The 17133-nt window shown below is 27.7% G+C and carries 19 protein-coding genes, 1 pseudogene and 1 other annotated feature; of the genes and pseudogenes, 11 read left to right on the plus strand and 9 right to left on the minus strand.

What is annotated here, in order from left to right; all coding sequences use genetic code 11:
* Nucleotides 1-171 (minus strand): annotated as a pseudogene (locus KQI16_RS09345) (IS3 family transposase); the annotation flags it as partial.
* Nucleotides 172-217: 46 nt separating this feature from the next.
* Between KQI16_RS09345 and KQI16_RS09350 the strand changes: the two are divergent.
* Nucleotides 218-553 carry an ABC-2 transporter permease gene (locus tag KQI16_RS09350; protein WP_330654195.1) on the plus strand — a complete coding sequence of 112 codons (336 nt, stop codon included), beginning with the start codon at nucleotides 218-220 and terminating at the stop codon, nucleotides 551-553.
* Nucleotides 554-626: 73 nt separating this feature from the next.
* Here KQI16_RS09350 and KQI16_RS09355 read toward each other — a convergent pair whose 3' ends face one another.
* From KQI16_RS09355 to KQI16_RS09380, 6 genes are all read right to left on the minus strand, one after another.
* Complete coding sequence (locus KQI16_RS09355) at nucleotides 627-887, minus strand: DUF1294 domain-containing protein (RefSeq protein ID WP_216433839.1); 261 nt, start codon at nucleotides 885-887, stop codon at nucleotides 627-629.
* A 149-nt stretch (nucleotides 888-1036) separates the two neighbouring features.
* Entirely contained in the window at nucleotides 1037-1741 is a 705-nt protein-coding gene (locus KQI16_RS09360) for an ABC transporter ATP-binding protein (protein ID WP_216433841.1), read from the minus strand.
* A 2-nt stretch (nucleotides 1742-1743) separates the two neighbouring features.
* Nucleotides 1744-2502 carry an ABC transporter ATP-binding protein gene (locus tag KQI16_RS09365; RefSeq protein ID WP_119864706.1) on the minus strand — a complete coding sequence of 253 codons (759 nt, stop codon included), beginning with the start codon at nucleotides 2500-2502 and terminating at the stop codon, nucleotides 1744-1746.
* Nucleotides 2496-3452 carry a branched-chain amino acid ABC transporter permease gene (locus KQI16_RS09370; RefSeq protein WP_216433843.1) on the minus strand — a complete coding sequence of 319 codons (957 nt, stop codon included), beginning with the start codon at nucleotides 3450-3452 and terminating at the stop codon, nucleotides 2496-2498. The genes KQI16_RS09365 and KQI16_RS09370 overlap by 7 nt, the downstream gene beginning before the upstream one ends.
* A 9-nt stretch (nucleotides 3453-3461) precedes the next feature.
* Nucleotides 3462-4337, minus strand: coding sequence for a branched-chain amino acid ABC transporter permease (locus tag KQI16_RS09375; RefSeq protein WP_216433845.1), 876 nt, complete (start codon nucleotides 4335-4337; stop codon nucleotides 3462-3464).
* A gap of 37 nt (nucleotides 4338-4374) precedes the next feature.
* Nucleotides 4375-5520, minus strand: coding sequence for an ABC transporter substrate-binding protein (locus KQI16_RS09380; protein WP_216433847.1), 1146 nt, complete (start codon nucleotides 5518-5520; stop codon nucleotides 4375-4377).
* Between the two features lie 268 nt (nucleotides 5521-5788).
* On the opposite strand from KQI16_RS09380, the gene KQI16_RS09385 reads away from it, so the two are divergent.
* The 7 genes from KQI16_RS09385 (at nucleotide 5789) to KQI16_RS09415 (ending at nucleotide 12557) form a co-directional block, all read left to right on the plus strand.
* Nucleotides 5789-7120 carry an APC family permease gene (locus KQI16_RS09385; protein WP_216433849.1) on the plus strand — a complete coding sequence of 444 codons (1332 nt, stop codon included), beginning with the start codon at nucleotides 5789-5791 and terminating at the stop codon, nucleotides 7118-7120.
* A 33-nt stretch (nucleotides 7121-7153) separates the two neighbouring features.
* A complete protein-coding gene (locus KQI16_RS09390) occupies nucleotides 7154-7840 on the plus strand; it encodes a TIGR01906 family membrane protein (RefSeq protein WP_216433851.1) in 687 nt (228 codons plus the stop codon).
* 103 nt (nucleotides 7841-7943) lie between these two features.
* On the plus strand, nucleotides 7944-8216 hold the full coding sequence (locus tag KQI16_RS09395; protein ID WP_216433852.1) for a metal-sensitive transcriptional regulator: 273 nt from the start codon (nucleotides 7944-7946) through the stop codon (nucleotides 8214-8216).
* An 88-nt stretch (nucleotides 8217-8304) separates the two neighbouring features.
* Nucleotides 8305-8562: a binding site (T-box leader), on the plus strand.
* A 72-nt stretch (nucleotides 8563-8634) separates the two neighbouring features.
* Nucleotides 8635-9648: an aspartate--ammonia ligase gene (asnA, locus tag KQI16_RS09400; protein WP_216433855.1), complete on the plus strand. Its 1014-nt coding sequence runs from the start codon at nucleotides 8635-8637 to the stop codon at nucleotides 9646-9648.
* 205 nt (nucleotides 9649-9853) lie between these two features.
* Nucleotides 9854-10042: a ferredoxin gene (locus KQI16_RS09405; protein WP_216433857.1), complete on the plus strand. Its 189-nt coding sequence runs from the start codon at nucleotides 9854-9856 to the stop codon at nucleotides 10040-10042.
* A gap of 188 nt (nucleotides 10043-10230) precedes the next feature.
* Nucleotides 10231-11466: a serine hydroxymethyltransferase gene (glyA, locus tag KQI16_RS09410; RefSeq protein WP_216433859.1), complete on the plus strand. Its 1236-nt coding sequence runs from the start codon at nucleotides 10231-10233 to the stop codon at nucleotides 11464-11466.
* 131 nt (nucleotides 11467-11597) lie between these two features.
* Nucleotides 11598-12557, plus strand: coding sequence for an RsmB/NOP family class I SAM-dependent RNA methyltransferase (locus KQI16_RS09415; protein ID WP_216433861.1), 960 nt, complete (start codon nucleotides 11598-11600; stop codon nucleotides 12555-12557).
* 77 nt (nucleotides 12558-12634) lie between these two features.
* On the opposite strand, the gene KQI16_RS09420 is transcribed toward KQI16_RS09415, so the two are convergent.
* The gene (locus KQI16_RS09420) at nucleotides 12635-13738 is read right to left on the minus strand and encodes an amidase domain-containing protein (protein ID WP_330654194.1); all 1104 of its coding nucleotides are present in this window, start codon (nucleotides 13736-13738) and stop codon (nucleotides 12635-12637) included.
* A gap of 150 nt (nucleotides 13739-13888) precedes the next feature.
* Between KQI16_RS09420 and KQI16_RS09425 the strand changes: the two genes are divergently transcribed.
* The 3 genes from KQI16_RS09425 to ymfI are packed head-to-tail and all read left to right on the plus strand — an operon-like array spanning nucleotide 13889 to nucleotide 16497.
* A complete protein-coding gene (locus KQI16_RS09425) occupies nucleotides 13889-14794 on the plus strand; it encodes a metallophosphoesterase (RefSeq protein ID WP_216433866.1) in 906 nt (301 codons plus the stop codon).
* Nucleotides 14795-14806: 12 nt separating this feature from the next.
* Complete coding sequence (locus KQI16_RS09430) at nucleotides 14807-15742, plus strand: dipeptidase (RefSeq protein WP_216433868.1); 936 nt, start codon at nucleotides 14807-14809, stop codon at nucleotides 15740-15742.
* A gap of 11 nt (nucleotides 15743-15753) precedes the next feature.
* Nucleotides 15754-16497, plus strand: a complete 744-nt coding sequence (ymfI, locus tag KQI16_RS09435) for an elongation factor P 5-aminopentanone reductase (RefSeq protein ID WP_216433870.1) — start codon at nucleotides 15754-15756, stop codon at nucleotides 16495-16497.
* Nucleotides 16498-16527: 30 nt separating this feature from the next.
* Here ymfI and KQI16_RS09440 read toward each other — a convergent pair whose 3' ends face one another.
* On the minus strand, nucleotides 16528-16962 hold the full coding sequence (locus tag KQI16_RS09440) for a hypothetical protein (protein WP_216433872.1): 435 nt from the start codon (nucleotides 16960-16962) through the stop codon (nucleotides 16528-16530).
* Nucleotides 16963-17133: the final 171 nt, after the last annotated feature.

A 17133-nucleotide genomic window follows, 5' to 3' on the forward strand; every position in this document is an offset into this window, starting at 1 on the left:
AAACAGATAAGTTATATCAGTTAATAATGCTTTTCGCGGAGTATTCTGCTTAAACTCTCTATTTAACAAGTTTGGTAAAACAGCATGTTCTTTTGTAGCTTTCATCATTCTTCTATATGAATTTGCTTTTCTATGAGGACAAATAACATTATATTTTTTCATATTTTCGCGTTATTTATATGTTGCAATAAATACATTAATATCGATAACATTAACAATAGGAGTATATAAGTTATTAATTTATTTTGAAAAAATAAATAATAATGATATGGTATCCTTAGAAGGATTAGGAATGACAATGGTTTTTATAGGAGTTTTTATGATGTGTATTGTAACTCCTTTAGAATTATTATTAGGATTTGAAAAGGGGAGATTTGTAATTGTTTTTCTATCTTTATCGCCTATGATCTTTGGAAATCTTCTATTAGAACGAATGCCTTTAATTAATTTAAATTCTATTATAATAAAAATACTAATTTTACTTTGCTTAATAACAATAATATTAATTTCTTATTTTATAACTTCAAATTTATATGCTAAGAAAGAAATGTAATTTATGAAAATAGTAAGTCTGATTAATAACCTGTGTATTAATCAGACTTTTATGTATTAATTATAAAAAATGTTTAAATAAGCTTTTTAATTAATAAAATTTGTGTAAAAATTATTAATGGTAATCCAATTGAAAATTTATAATGTTTAGTTTTATGCCTAAAAGTATACATGCCTATATATTCTCCAAGGCTTCCTCCCATAATTGCAAGAAAAAGAAGAGTAGATTCTTTTATTCTCCATTTACCATGAATTGCCTTACGCTTGTCTATAAAAATAGCTAAAAAAGCTGTTAAATTAATTAAAATTACATAAATCAAAATTATTTCCTTCATTTAAATTCTCCTTGTTATTATATACATATATTATAAACTATATATAAATAAAAGAAGAGTATTTATTAGGAGTTTATTAAAATAAATTTATATAAAATAAAGTGATTTCAAGAATTAACTTAAAATCACTTAAATAATAATTTATTATATTATTCTCCAAGGTAAGCACTTCTGACAGAGTCATTATTTGCTATTTCCTTAGCAGTACCACTTAATACTATTTTCCCAGTTTCTAAAACATAAGCTGTATCAGCTATAGATAAAGCCATATTAGCATTTTGCTCAACTAGAAGAATAGTAGTGCCAGATTTATTTATTTCTTTAATAATATCAAAGATTTCCTTAACTACAAGGGGAGCAAGTCCCATAGATGGCTCATCTAAAATCAGCATATCAGGTCTATTCATAAGAGCACGACCAATAGCAAGCATTTGTTGTTCACCGCCTGATAGAGTTCCAGCCTGCTGTTTTAATCTTTCTTTTAGTCTAGGAAATTTTTCATAAACTTTTTTTAAGTCTTCTTGAATTTCCTTTTTGTCTTTTCTTAAATATGCTCCTAATAAAAGATTTTCATAAACTGTTAAATTAGCAAATATTTTTCTTCCTTCTGGAACATGGGATAACCCAAGACTAACGATTTTATTAGCAGGAATTTTCTTTAAATCTTTTCCATTATAAGTAATAGTACCATTTTTTATTGGGTGAAGACCTGAAATTGCTCTTAATGTAGAAGTCTTTCCAGCTCCATTTGCACCAATTAAAGTTACTATTTCACCTTTTTTAACTTCTATATATAAATCTTTTAAAGCATGTATTCCGTCATAATATAAGTCAATATTTTTTAATTGTAGCAATTTTATGCCCCCTCCCCAAGATAGGCTTCAATAACCTTTGGATTGTTTTTTATTTCTTCTGGTGTACCTTCAGCAATTTTTTTACCGTAGTCTAAAACTACAATTTTTTCGCAAATTCCCATTACAAGCTTCATATCATGTTCTATTAGTAATACAGAAATATTAAATTTATCTTTAATCCAATTTATCATTTCCATAAGATCTTTAGTTTCCTGCGGATTCATTCCAGCAGCAGGTTCATCTAATAAAAGAAGGGAAGGTTTAGTAGCTAAAGCTCTAACAATTTCAAGTCTTCTTTGTTCACCGTAAGATAAGTTTTTGGCAAGTTCATCTTTTTTACTATCTAATGAAAAAGCCTTCAATAGTTCAAGAGACTCTTCTTGTATCTTATTTTCTTCATCTCTAAATTTTTTAGTTCTAAATATAGAATCAAAAAGATTGTATTTTACTCTATAATTATAGCTTATTTTTACATTATCAATTACTGAAAGTTCAGAAAATAATCTTATATTTTGAAAAGTCCTTGCAATTTTCTTTTCAGTAATTGCATAAGGTTTTAATCCGTTGATATCTTCACCAAAATAAGAGATTTTTCCCGTTGTAGGAGTGTAAACTCCTGTTAACATATTAAAAACAGTAGTCTTTCCAGCACCGTTAGGACCTATAAGTCCAACAACTTCTTTACTGTTAATACTTAAATTAAGATTTGAAACTGCTTTTAATCCTCCAAATTCTATTGATAAATTTTGAACTGCTAGCATACTTTATCCTCCTTCCTATTAGCTAAATTTTTAAAAATTTTCAGAGATAATTCTTTATTTCCAAGTAATCCTTGTGGTCTAAATATCATTAATATAATTAAAGCCAGTGGATATATTATCATTCTTAATTCATTTATACTTCTTAAAGCTTCAGGTAAGAAGGTTAATATTGAAGCTGAAATTATAGAACCAGATAAAGATCCCATACCACCGAATACAACAAAAACTAAGATATTTATTGATTGTAAATAATCAAAAGATGCTGGTTGTAAAAAGCCAATATAATGAGAGTATAGGGCTCCAGCTATACCAGCAAAGAATGCTGCTATTACAAAGGAATATATTTTATATTTAAAGGTGTTAACCCCCATTGCTTGAGCAGCTATTTCATTTTCGCGGATAGAAATTATAGCACGTCCATGAGAAGATTTAATTATATTAGAAATTATTACTATTGTTAAAACAGTAAATATAAAAGCTAAAGGGAATTTTGTTTTTATTGGTATTCCTGATAATCCGCTGGCACCACCCAAATAATCCATATTCATTATAATAACTTTAATTATTTCACCAAAAGCTAAAGTAGTAATAGCAAAATAATCTCCTGTTAGTTTTAATGTAGGTATTCCGATTAATAGAGCAAATAGGGAAGCTATAATGCCTCCTATTATTATTCCTAAAATAAGCGGCATATTAGTCTTTAATGTTAATATTGCTGAAATATAAGCTCCAACTGCCATAAAACCAGCATGTCCTAGACAGAGTTGTCCGGTAAAGCCAACAATTAGGTTTAAAGAAACAGCAAGAATAACATTAATTAATATTAAATTAATAATTCCGCTGTAATAATAGTTTATTACTCCTGTTTGAATTAGAGTATTTAATAAAGCAAAAACAGCTATTATAGCCATTAAAGCTTTAAACGAACTCTTTTTTAATATGTCTTTCATATATGTCACCTACACTTTCTCATTAGTCTTCTTACCTAATAGACCAGAAGGCTTTATTAAAAGTATTATTATTAATACTGAAAAAACTATTGCATCTGAGAAACTTGTTGAAATATATGCTTTAGTTAAAGTTTCTATTAATCCAATAAGTACACCACCTACTAATGCTCCAGGAATGCTTCCTATTCCGCCTAAAACTGCAGCAACAAAGGCTCTAAGGCCAGGCATTGTTCCCATATATGGGTTTATACTAGGATAAGCTATTGCAACTAATACGCCCGCAATCCCAGCTAGGGCAGAACCTATAGCAAATGTAGTAGAAATAGTGTTATTTACGTTTATTCCCATTAATGATGCAGCTTCTATATCATAAGAAGCTGCTCTCATTGCCAATCCAACTTTAGTCTTATATACAATAAATTGAAGGAGTAAAACAAGCAATGCTGAAACTCCAAGCATTAGTAATGTTTTAGAATTTATTTGTACGTTTCCTAGATTTATAAAGCTATTAGGAATAAGATCTTTATATGGTTTAGGGTTAGGTCCTACTAAAAACCTCATACCATTTTGCAATAATAATGACATTCCAATTGCAGTGATTAGTAGAGTTATTCTTGGAGAATTACGAAGGGGCTTATAAGCCACTTTTTCTATAATCATCCCAAGAATAGCTGAACCAATCATAGAAATTATTAAAGTTGGTATTAACGATAAATTAAAGGTAGTGGATGCAAAATATCCAATAAATGCTCCAATCATGTAAATTTCACCATGAGCAAAATTTATAAGATTAATAATTCCGTAAACCATTGTGTAGCCAAGTGCTAGGAGAGCATAAACACTACCTAAAGCCAGTCCGTTTAAAAGTTGTTGTAAAAATTCCATTGCTACTCCTCCTGTTTATTGTTTTAAATAAGAGTTATTAAGGGTTAACTTTGTCAACTAAAACTTTTTTATCTCCATCAACTTTGATTATTGTTGCACTCTTAACTGCTGATCTATTTTCATCAAAAGTAATTTTTCCTGTTACATTGTCAAGATCAGTAGCTTTCATAGCTTCAATTATTTTTTCTGGGCTATAATCACCGCTTGCTGCAACAGCATCAAGTAAAATTCTAGTACTGTCATATGATAAAGCTGCAAATGCATCTGGTGCTGCATTGTATTTTGCTGTATAAGCATCAACAAAGGATTTAACTTGCTCATCTTCGTCTTCAGAATAGTAGTGGTTTAAATATAAAGCGCCATTTACAGCATTTCCACCGATAGTAGCAAGTTCTTCAGATTCCCAGCCATCTCCACCTAGGAATTGAGATGTAATACCATTATCTCTAGCTTGTTTTGCAATTAAACTTACAACATTATAATAATCTGGAAGAACTAGTACGTCAGGATTATTTGATTTAATGCTAGTAAGCTGAGCATTAAAGTCAGTATCACCGTTGTTATAACTTGAATAATCAGTTATTTTACCACCTAAAGCTTCAAATTTAGCTTTAAAGGCATCAGCTATTCCTTTTGAATAATCAGAACCAGCATTATAAAGAACTGCGGCTGTTGTTTTTCCTAAACTTTCTTTAGCATATTTAGCTAGCATTTCTCCTTGGAAAGAGTCAATGAAACATCCTCTAAATACATAATCTCCACCTTTTACAGTAATTGTAGGTTCTGTACCAGAAGGTGTTATCATTGGAATCTTTTGACTGGTTGCATTAGGAGCAACTGCCAAAGCAGCACCTGAAGTAGTAGGGCCAACAATACCAACTACCTTATCATTATTTACTAATTTATTAAATGCCTGCATTGAAGAATTTGGATCAGCTTGATCATCTTCGAAAATTAATTCAATTTTCTTTCCGTTGATTCCGCCAGCATTATTAATCTCATCTACATATAATTGAGCACCGTTTTTAACTGATTGTCCATAAGTTGCTGCATCACCAGTTAATGGTCCCAATCCTCCAATTTTTATTACATCTTCATTACTAGCCCCAGATGAAGAACAACCTGTAAGTAATGATAATCCAAGTGTTAGCGATAGTACGCTGCATAATAATTTTTTGTTCATAATAAATATCCCCCTAACATCAAAATATTAATAATTTAAATTATAATCAATTTTGTTGACAAAATAATATAATTAGTCCGAATAATTTAAAAATATATTAACATATAGCGTTAAAAAATACAATATAAATATTTTGATATATTTATTAATTATTAATTTTATAATGTAATCGTTTTATAAAAGTGTATTTTTAAAAAGAAAATGCTAAAATTATTAAAGTGTATCTTATTTGATAATATGTTAGTAAGTAATAGGAAGGAAAAGGAAAATGGAAAGTAAAAAGAAAGAATATGGATTGTTAACTTCAATTGCTATGATTATTGGAATTGTAATTGGGTCAGGGATCTTCTTTAAAAGTGATAATATTTTAATAGCAACAGGGGGAAGCATATATTTAGGAGTATTGGTTTTCTTTATTGCTGCTTTAGGAATTATTTTTGGTGGACTAACAATTGGAGAGCTTGCATCAAGAGATTCTAGAGCAGGAGGAATAATCACTTATACTGAAAATGCATATAGTGAATCATTTGCTTGTTCTTTTGGATGGTTTCATACATTCGTATATTTCCCTTCATTAATTGCGGTAATATCTTGGGTTGCAGGAGTATATATTTGTATACTGTTTGGTATAGAAGGAAGCTTATTATTACAATGTTTAATAGGTTTAGGAATTGCTACTTTATTGTATCTTATAAATATCTGTTCTAAATTTCTTGGAGGTTTTTTTCAAAATGCATCAACTATAATTAAGATTATCCCTTTATTATTAATTGCTATTTCAGGAGTAATATTTGGCAATACTCAAAGTATCAGTGTTAATAATTTTATGGATGCTGATTCTATATCTTGGATTGCGGCAATAGCTCCTATAGCTTTTTCTTTAGATGGATGGATAATATCAACTTCAATTGCTCATGAAATTAAAGATTCTAAAAAGAATTTACCTAAGGCTTTAATTATAGCTCCAATTTTTATAGTGTTAATTTATGTGCTATACTTTGTTGGAATAAGCATTTATGTTGGGCCTGAACAAATAATGGCTTTAGGAGATGCTCATGTAGATATAGCAGCTAATGGAATATTTGGACCATTAGGAGGAAAAATAATTATTACTTTTGTTGTAATTTCAATAATCGGTACATTAAATGGATTAATTTTAGGCTATATAAGGATGCCTTATTCTTTAGCGATTAGAAATATGATACCTAATTCTAAAGGGATTGGAGTTATAAATGAAAAATTTTCAGTATCAATAAAATCAGCTGTTTTATCTTATATAATTTCATTGATTTGGTTATTAGTTCACTATATAACACAAAAATATAATCTGATGCCTAATGGAGATGTATCAGAAATATCTATAGTTGTAAATTATTTATTATACATACTTTTATATTTTAAGGTCTTTAAAATGGGGCTTGAAGGTGAAGTTAAGGGAATATGGAGAGGTAAAGTAAATCCTATTTTAGCTACGTTAGGATCAATTATAACTTTAGTAGGAAGTTTTAGTAATCCTTTATTAATCTTATATCTTTTAATAAGTTTTTCTGTTTTAATTATAGCTTTTATCTATCATAAAAATGTGGTTAAGAATGATTAAATTATAATTTTAAATTGATCAATGGAGAAGGTTATGAAAAGAATATTAAAATTTCTAGTTGATATACTTCTATCTTTTATTGCTGCGTTATTTACACTTTGTATAAGCGTGCTTATAGCATTAAATATAAAAAGTATTTATTCTTATGCCATAGGTAAATATGATCTTTTAAGTAAAGTGGACATAACTAAGGAAATGTTATTAGAAGATTACAAAAGTTTAATTAAGTATTTACAAAATCCTTTTATAAAAAAGCTTAAATTTAATAATTTTATAATGAGCAAATCAGGAGAGTTTCATTTTTATGAAGTGAAAAATATATTTTTGGGAATATATTTTATAGTTATTATATCTATGATAATTTTTCTTATACATACATTAATAAAAAAACATAAATATGAAAAAAATGAAATGCTGAAAATATTTAATAGAGCTGCAAATATTTTAATAACAAGCTTTGGAATATTGTTAGTTGTAATTGTTACTAATTTTTCAAAAGCTTTTGTTGTGTTTCATAAGATATTTTTTAATAATGATTACTGGATTTTTGATGAAAAAACGGATCCAATAATTAAAGTATTACCAGAAGAGCTTTTTAAGTTATATGCCATAATAATTATAGCTTTAACATTAATTTTTGTTGTAATTTTTAAGCTTTTATTTTATAAAAATAAAACAAGCTCAAAAATAAATTTTATTAAAAATAAAGGTTTAGAATAATACATAAAAATAGATTTATTATAATTCTGTAGTATTTTGTAGATAAATTATATATAATAAACTGTGTACCCCGTATTGGTATAGAAATATAGGGAGGTTTGTAATGGAATTAGAAAATGAAAAATTAAAAAAAGATATAATTCTTAGATTAAAAAGAATTGAAGGGCAAGTAAAAGGAATTCAAGGAATGATGGAGAAAAATGTTTGTTGCCCTGATGTACTTGTCCAAATATCTGCTATAAGATCAGCAATAAATAAAGTTGGCGGTTTAACTATTGAATATTATGCTAACAATTGTTTAGGTATAGAGAAGGATTCAAAAGAACAAAAAGCTTTAAAGGAATTGATTAAAACCATAAATACTTTTGTAAAATAAAAAAATTAAAAAAAGTATTTACAATTAAAAAATTAGATGATATTATAATGAACAAGAAATTCAGCGAGAAGTTAAATAGGTAATTTATTAAAAGGCAATGAAGAGAAGAAGTAAAATTAATGATCCTTTACAGAGAGTTCTACATAGCTGAGAGTAGAATAAGGTAGTTAATTTGAATAACATCTCGGAGCCGTACTCCGAAAGATAACAACCAGTAGGCAGTACCGGGTTCACCCGTTATAGTGATAGAGTATAAGATTTTTTAAAATCCCGTACTCGAAGAGGCTATTGTTGTGAGATGATAGTAAATTAAGGTGGCACCATGGAATATACTTCCATCCTTATATATTTTTATATAAGGATGGAAGTTTTTTATATAAGAATTAAAAATCTAGTAAAAAATAAAGGAGGAATTTAAATGAAAATCGAAGGAATAATAATACCAAAGGACTACAAAAGTGACACAACACTAATTGAAACAGAAAAAAACATTAAAAAAATTAAGGATTTTTTTGAAAAAAAATTATCAGAAGCTCTTAATCTTGTAAGAGTATCAGCCCCTTTGTTTGTAGAAGGAGAAAGTGGAATAAATGATAATTTAAATGGAGTAGAAAGACCAGTTAAATTTGATTTACTTGCAACTGGAAAGGAAGTTGAAGTAGTTCATTCCCTAGCTAAATGGAAAAGATACAGTCTTCATAGATATGGATTTAAGGTAAATGAAGGTCTATATACTGATATGAATGCAATAAGAAGAGATGAAGAATTAGATAATTTACATTCTATATATGTAGATCAATGGGATTGGGAAAAAATAATAAGAAAAGAAGATAGAAATATAGATACTCTGAAAGAAACTGTTAAATCAATATATAATGTGCTTTTAGAAACAGAAAAATTTGTAAACAGTGAATTAATTAAAGGTAAAAATAAACTTCCTGAAGATATATTTTTTATAACTACTCAAGAATTAGAGGATTTATATCCAGATTTAACACCAAAAGAAAGAGAAGATGCAATATGTAAAGAGCATAAAGCAGTATTTGTAATGCAGATAGGAGATAAGTTAAAATCAGGAGAAAAGCATGATGGAAGAAGTCCAGATTATGATGATTGGAAGTTAAATGGAGATATATTATTATGGTATCCTCTTTTAGATAGGGCTTTTGAATTATCATCAATGGGGATAAGAGTTGATGAAGAGGCTTTAGATTATCAATTAAGAGTATCAGGAAATGACGATAGAAGACAATTAAAATTCCATAGAATGCTTTTAAATGGGGAACTTCCTTATACAATAGGTGGAGGAATTGGTCAATCAAGAATATGTATGTACTTTTTAAATAAGGCTCATATTGGTGAAGTTCAAGCCAGCGTTTGGGATGAAAAAAATTTAAGTGTATGTAAAGAATATGGTATTGAATTATTATAAATAAAAAATAATTAATAAAAAAATCGTAGTATTTTTATCAGAATACTACGATTTAAAAACTAATAGATTCAATTTTTTATAATATTGGAATGTTTTTAGTTATTTATTATCTAATAAAAATTATTGACAAAAATAAATAATTATTTAATAATATATTTATATTAATCAATTAAATTTATTGTTTGATTTTAAGGAGGAAAAATAAATGAAAGCATTCGTTGATGAAAATACATGCATATCTTGTGGACTATGTGAAGGTATATGTCCAGAAGTTTTCTCATTAGAAACTGGTGTATCTCAAGCTATAGAAGGAACAATACCAGCAGAACATGAAGATGCTGCAAGAGAAGCTTTTGAAGGATGTCCAGTATCAGCTATTTCAATAGAAGAATAATTTTGTAAAATATAAATACTTAACAAATAAAACAAGATGATGAAAAATGACATTTTCATCATCTTGTTTTATTTATTCTAAAAAAATAAAGAATATATTTTGTAAAAAGAAATATAAAAGAAAAATATTATTTGATTATTGTAGAATTTATATATATAATTTTACTAAAAAGTGAAAAGGGTGATAACATGAATTTTGAAGAAATTTCTAAAAATGATAGAGAAATATATGAACTAATTGAAATGGAATTAAATAGGCAGCAAAATGGAATAGAACTTATTGCTTCTGAAAATTTTGCATCAAAGGCAGTTATGGAAGCTATGGGATCTTATTTGACTAATAAGTATGCTGAGGGTTATCCTAATAATAGATATTATGGTGGATGTCACATTGTTGATCAAGTTGAAGAATTGGCTAGAGAAAGAGCTAAAAAACTTTTTGCTGCGGAACATGCAAATGTTCAGCCTCATTCGGGATCTCAGGCAAATATGGCTGTTTATATGTCAATTCTAGAACCTGGAGATACTGTTTTAGGTATGAATTTAAGTCACGGTGGGCATTTAACTCATGGATCAGGTGTAAATTTTTCAGGAAAGTTATTTAATTTTATTTCTTACGGGGTAAATAAAGAAACTGAAACTATAGATTATAATGAAGTAAGAGAATTGGCATTAAAGCATAAACCAAAGTTAATTGTTGCTGGAGCTAGTGCATATTCAAGAACTATTGATTTTAAGGCTTTTAGAGAAATTGCAGATGAAATTAATGCATATTTTATGGTTGATATGGCTCATATTGCTGGCCTTGTTGCAGCAGGAGAACATCCTTCTCCAGTTCCTTATGCAGATTTTGTAACTTCTACAACTCATAAAACTTTAAGAGGACCAAGAGGTGGATTAATTCTTTGCAAGGAAAAATATGCAAAGCAAATAGATAAGACTATATTCCCTGGAATTCAAGGAGGACCCTTGCTACATATAATAGCAGCTAAAGCAGTATGTTTTAAAGAGGCATTAGATCCAAGTTTTAAGGAATATATTAAACAAGTTGTTTTAAATTCAAAAACTCTGGCTGAGGAACTACAAAAATATGGCTTTAAGATAGTTTCTAATGGAACTGACAATCATTTAATGTTAGTTGATCTAACAAATAAAAATATTACAGGAAAAGATGCAGAAATATTATTAGATGCTATAGGAATAACTGTAAATAAAAATACAGTCCCTAATGAAACTAGAAAAGCTTCTATAACTTCAGGAATAAGAATAGGAACTCCTGCAGTTACTACAAGAGGATTTAATACTGAAGATATGAAAGAAATAGCTTCAATTATAAATGATGCTTTATCTAATGAGGAAGCAGACATTCAAAATTTAAAAGATAGAGTTAATAAATTATGTAAGAAGCATCCTTTATATTTTTAATTGAATAGTATTTAAAGTGCGAATATGAGTTGATGAAAAAAGCTCTATATTCGCACTTTTTATATAACCCTTCTTCATAATAATAGATCTTTAAAAGTAATATATTATTATGAAGGTTTGGGAGGGGTTTAATGTCAATTAAAGATGTAAAGAGAAACTTACCTAATGAATTTATTGAAATATTAGAGAATATTTATTCAAATGGACAGTTAGACAAGATTTATTCAAGTTTTATAAAAGGAAGATATACTAGTTTTAGAGTAAATACATTAAAAGGAAATGTTAGTGTAATTGTAAATGAACTAAATAGAAATAAAATAAAGGCTGTAAATTGTTCTTTTATTAAAAATGCTTTTATAGCAAAGGGAACTAAGGAAAGCACCTTAAGAAATTTAGAAATTTACAAGCAGGGGAAAATATATGTTCAAAATATATCTTCTATGCTTCCACCGTTATTTTTAGATTTAAAGGAAAATTTAACTATTTTAGATATGTGTGCTGCGCCTGGAGGCAAGAGTCTATATATTGCTGATTTATTAAATAATAAGGCAACTATTTTAGCAAATGATATAAATGAAGTACGTAGAAAAAGATTGGAATACAACATTGAAAAGCAGGGAGCTTCTTCTGTTATAGTTTTAGGAACTGATGGAAGAACAATTGGTAAAAGGCTTAATAATTACTTTGATAGAATATTACTAGATGCTCCTTGTAGTGGAGAAGGGATAATTACTTTAAAAAAGAATAAAAAATTTCTTTCTTGGAATAAGAAAAAAATATTATCTTTAACTAAAATTCAAAAAAAGTTATTAGATAGTGCCTATAAGGCCTTAAAACCAGGAGGTATTATTGTATATTCTACTTGTACTTTAAATCCTTATGAAAATGAAGAAGTTATAGATTATATATTAAATAAATATAAGGATTTGAAATTAGAAGAAATAGATTTAGAGTTAAAAAACTCAATAAAAGGCTTAACAAAATATAAAGAAAAAGTCTATAATAATGAACTCAATAAAACTATGAGAATTATTCCAAATGAATATATGGAAGGTTTTTTTATAGCAAAATTAATAAAAGTAAATCAATAATAGGAAGAAAGGTTAGGGTTTATAATAAATTCCTAACCTTTCTGAATTGGAAATTGTTCATAGCAATTTTGAATTGATCAGAGGTGTACATGTATTAAATGAAAGGTTATATTATCATTACTCCAGCCTAAATCATAAGGAACTAAAAGCCTATCTGTATTATGGCAGGTTACTAAGGGATATCCCTTTGAATCTAAGCCTGTGACTGTTGATACATGAGTAATTCGTCCCTTCTTTTCATAGGCTACAATATCTCCAGGACGTAAATTAAAGGCTGCTTTATAAATTTTTGAATAAGGACCTTTAGCTATGTATGAAGCTCTACCGCTGCTTATAAGATAGTTTTTGAAACCTTGAGCATTAAGCCAGGCTTTTGTTCCTTCACCATTTGCATAATTCCATACTGAATTTTTTTTGAAGCCCGCCCCTTCATGTAAAATTTGTGAAGCAAAGTTTGCACAGTCTCCACCATCCGGATTATGATTTTTATATTTACTATTATATTTGAAAAGATATTCCTCATCATATGAAATACCACAATATTTATGAGCATATTCAATAAGATTTTCTATTCTTTCACTTGGAGTATAGTCTGGTTTTGTTTGAGCTAAGATATACTGACTTACCTCATCAGATTTTATCTTATTTTTATTTAAAGAATCAGCAAAGGGATCTGTATACCATTCTTTTGTAATAATATATTTATCTCCAACTTTTTTTAGGTTAATATAATGATTTGTACCGATTCTAAAGGAATTATTTATATCAGGACTATCAATGTAGGAATAATTATATTCAGTTGCTACATTACAGGTTACTCCAAAAAGGTTTGCTTCTCTTTCTCTAACCTTTCTAATTTTAATTATTGAAGAGATATTATTAAATTTTACAGCTTGCTTTTCTGACCAATTTATTAAATAATTTGTCTTTTTTACTTCATACTCATAAGCCCATTGACTTACTTTGATATTTAAATCATAAAATTCCTTTAAATTATCAAAATCAGCAGACAAAATTGTTGCATTTCTTTTAGCAAATAAATCTTCCAATAATATTTTAAATTCTTCCTTTAGTTTTGCTTCAGCTGGATCTTCATAAGGATAGCATTTCTTTGATGGTATTAGAAAGAAGATTAAAATAAATGCTAAAGCAAAAAATAAAGATTTATTTTTAAAATTCACCAAATTACCTCCTTTCAAAAGCTTTAATATTAGTTTGTACATTTAATATTATTTTTATCTAAATCTTAAAAATAATTTCTATGTGATTTATATCAAGTAGTTATTAAAAGTCATATAATGTAATATTAAATAATTATTTAAAGGAGATTTATGAGAAAACTATATGACTTATATAAAGAAGCGCCAGAAATAAAATTTGATTATAAAGATAATTTAGTTTTTATTTCTGATGTTCACAGAGGAGATGGAACAATATTCGATTCTTTTATGCAAAATAAAAATATTTATAAAACTGCCTTAGCTTATTATTACAAAAGAAACTTTATTTATGTTGAAATTGGAGATGGTGATGAATTATGGAAAAATAAAGATTTTTCTGAAATAGCATATACTTATAAAGATATGTTTAAAATTTTAAATAAATTTAAAGAAGAAAATAGGATTTATATACTTTATGGAAATCATGATATAATAAAAAGAGAAGAAAACTTCTATATTAGTCAATACAGAATTTTAAAGAAATATGGTCACCGCTATGGAAGGGAGTTTTTAAGCTTTATTAAAAATTTAAGCTTTTATGAGGGAATTAAGTTTATTTTTACTCCCATTAATAAGGAGATTTTTGTTTTTCATGGACATCAACTTGATAGAATGAATTCAAAGTATTGGAAAATGTCGAGATTTTTAGTGAGATATCCATTGAAATTTTTAAATGGAATTGCAGGTTTTAAGGATCCTACAAGTCCGGCAAAAAATAATAAAAAAGGTAATAGAATAGATATCAAGCTAGAGAAATGGTCAGCAGAAAATGATGTTATGATTATTTGTGGACATACTCATAATAGCAGAATGCCTAAAACTACTGAAATACCTTATTTTAATGATGGTTGTTGTGTTCTTCCTTATGCTATGACTGCCATAGAAATTGAAGAGGGAAATATAACTTTAGTAAAGTGGATTATAGAAACGGATACGGAAGGAATTCTCAGAGTAGTAAGAAAGAAAATATATGGACCAAAGAAATTAGAAGATTATCTAATGAAAATAAAAAAATAAAGGAGAATAATAATGAATTCAATAGATTTACATTGTGATACAGCAATAAGATTATTGTATGAAGATTTAGAATTAAGGGAGAGCATTTGTAAGGTAGATATAACTAAATTAAGAAAATCAGGAGCTTTGGCTCAAGTATTTGCTCATTTTGTAGAGTTAAATATAGTTGAAAATCCCTATGAAGAATTTAAAAAGATTAATAAAAAGCTAATGAAAGAAATTGAGAAAAATTCTGATGATATTGAAGTCGTTACAAATTTAGAAGAAATGTATAAAGCAAAAGCTAATAATAAAATAGGAGCTTTTCTATCTATAGAAGAAGGAGAAGTTTTAGAGGGAAGGATAGAGAGATTAAAAGAAGTTTATGATTTAGGAATAAGGTTTATTACCTTGACTTGGAATTTTGAAAACAGCATAGGCTACCCTAATATTAACTTTAAATATAAGGATAGAGGACTAAAGGAAAAGGGAAAAGAATTAGTTGTTGAAATGGAGAAATTGGGAATAATTCCAGACTGTTCTCATTTATCGGATGCTGGCTTTTATGGTTTAGTTAATATATGTAAAAAGCCTTTTGTAGCAACTCATTCTAATGCAAGAGCTATAACTAATCATCCAAGAAATTTAACAGACGATATGATAGTTAAACTAGCCAATAAAGGTGGAGTAATGGGCCTTAATTTTTGTTCTGCTTTTTTAGGGAAAGCAGAAGTTTCTACTATTGAATCTATGGTAGCGCATTTAAAACATATAAAAAATGTAGGAGGAATTGATGTTATTGCTCTAGGAACAGACTATGATGGAATAGAAAATGAAGTTGAAATAAAGGATATAGGCGAAATAGGAATATTAAGAGAAGTTTTATTAAAAGAAAAATTTACTAATACAGAAATAGATAAAATATTTTATAAAAATGCGGAAAGAGTATTAAAAGATTGCTTAAAATAGAAGGTGATAAAATGGTAAACTTACAAGGAAAAATTGCTTTAGTAACAGGAGCATCTAGGGGAATAGGAAAAGCTATAGCTTTAGAGATGGCAAAGGCAGGAGCAACTGTTGTGATTAATTATTCAAAGGATGATAATGGGGCGGAAACAACCTTAGCAGAAATTATTGCTTTAGGGGGATATGGCAAATTTATAAAAGGAGATATTGGCGATTTTAATAAATCAAAGGAAATAATAGATTTTGTTATTAATAATTTTGGAAAAATAGATATTTTAGTTAATAATGCTGGAGTATCTATTGTAAGTTTATTTATGGATACTACTGAAGAAGAAATTACTAATATAATAAGTACTAATCTTTTAGGAGCTATTTATTTAACTAAACATGCCTTACCCTATATGCTTGATAGGGGTTATGGAAATATAATAAATATTTCTTCTATGTGGGGAGAAGTTGGAGCATCCTGCGAGGTATTATATTCTACAACAAAGGGGGGTATTAATTTATTTACAAAGTCTTTAGCTAAAGAGCTTGCTCCTATGGGGATTAGAGTGAATGCAATAGCACCAGGTGCTATAAATACTGAGATGAATTCTTTTCTAAGTGAAGAAGACAGAATAGAATTAGAAAAGGAAATACCAATGGGGAGATTTGGAAATAAGGAGGAAATAGCAAAAGCAGTTTTATTTTTATGTGATGATGAATGTAGCTATTTAACAGGACAGATAATTAGAATTGATGGAGGAATGATATAAAAAGCTTTCAATCTAAAAATTGAAAGCTTTTCATATTGCATGCCCTTTTTTACAGTTTTTATATTTTTTTGTTTTTATGTTTTTTAATGTCTTTTTGATAAAATGAATAATTAACCTTATTAATAAGTAAATACAGAATATATATAAAAAGCCATATAATCCATAAGCTATATCAGCAAATTCCATATTTCCTCTATTAGTTAATTTTTGTTGTATTTCTATAGCAAAGACTATAACTATCATAACTGTAATAGTATAAATGAAAGATATAGCTGTAATGCTATATTTTGAAAGCCATTTAAATAAAACTTGGGTAAAAGCAAAGATTACCATACCAATTATTGCCATAAAGATAAAATGTAGCTGCTTATCATTTAAAGAATATCTACCAAGATTAACAAGATCTAGTACTGCATCATGTAAATCATTTATAAAGTTTGCTGTTAGTTTTAATAATTTTACCATTTTATCATCCCCCAAGATATTTTATGTGTTATTATATCATTAAATAAAATAACTTAGTGTAAAATAATTGTAGGAAAAAATATAAAAAAGAATAGCCTCATATGTTATGATAGAAATGTTCAAATATAACATCAAAACATAGAGGAGGCTATTCACATGAATACAATTATA

Source organism: Caproiciproducens sp. MSJ-32 (assembly GCF_018918055.1).
GTDB lineage: Bacteria > Bacillota > Clostridia > Clostridiales > Clostridiaceae > Clostridium.

Coding starts and splice junctions, on each gene's coding strand:
- glyA (WP_216433859.1), top strand. CDS start 10,231: ATGAATTTTGAAGAAATTTCTAAAAATGATAGAGAAATATATGAACTA.
- KQI16_RS09365 (WP_119864706.1), bottom strand. CDS start 2,502: ATGCTAGCAGTTCAAAATTTATCAATAGAATTTGGAGGATTAAAAGCA.
- KQI16_RS09385 (WP_216433849.1), top strand. CDS start 5,789: ATGGAAAGTAAAAAGAAAGAATATGGATTGTTAACTTCAATTGCTATG.
- ymfI (WP_216433870.1), top strand. CDS start 15,754: ATGGTAAACTTACAAGGAAAAATTGCTTTAGTAACAGGAGCATCTAGG.
- KQI16_RS09405 (WP_216433857.1), top strand. CDS start 9,854: ATGAAAGCATTCGTTGATGAAAATACATGCATATCTTGTGGACTATGT.
- KQI16_RS09375 (WP_216433845.1), bottom strand. CDS start 4,337: ATGGAATTTTTACAACAACTTTTAAACGGACTGGCTTTAGGTAGTGTT.
- KQI16_RS09425 (WP_216433866.1), top strand. CDS start 13,889: ATGAGAAAACTATATGACTTATATAAAGAAGCGCCAGAAATAAAATTT.
- asnA (WP_216433855.1), top strand. CDS start 8,635: ATGAAAATCGAAGGAATAATAATACCAAAGGACTACAAAAGTGACACA.
- KQI16_RS09390 (WP_216433851.1), top strand. CDS start 7,154: ATGAAAAGAATATTAAAATTTCTAGTTGATATACTTCTATCTTTTATT.
- KQI16_RS09380 (WP_216433847.1), bottom strand. CDS start 5,520: ATGAACAAAAAATTATTATGCAGCGTACTATCGCTAACACTTGGATTA.
- KQI16_RS09430 (WP_216433868.1), top strand. CDS start 14,807: ATGAATTCAATAGATTTACATTGTGATACAGCAATAAGATTATTGTAT.
- KQI16_RS09440 (WP_216433872.1), bottom strand. CDS start 16,962: ATGGTAAAATTATTAAAACTAACAGCAAACTTTATAAATGATTTACAT.
- KQI16_RS09395 (WP_216433852.1), top strand. CDS start 7,944: ATGGAATTAGAAAATGAAAAATTAAAAAAAGATATAATTCTTAGATTA.
- KQI16_RS09355 (WP_216433839.1), bottom strand. CDS start 887: ATGAAGGAAATAATTTTGATTTATGTAATTTTAATTAATTTAACAGCT.
- KQI16_RS09415 (WP_216433861.1), top strand. CDS start 11,598: ATGTCAATTAAAGATGTAAAGAGAAACTTACCTAATGAATTTATTGAA.
- KQI16_RS09370 (WP_216433843.1), bottom strand. CDS start 3,452: ATGAAAGACATATTAAAAAAGAGTTCGTTTAAAGCTTTAATGGCTATA.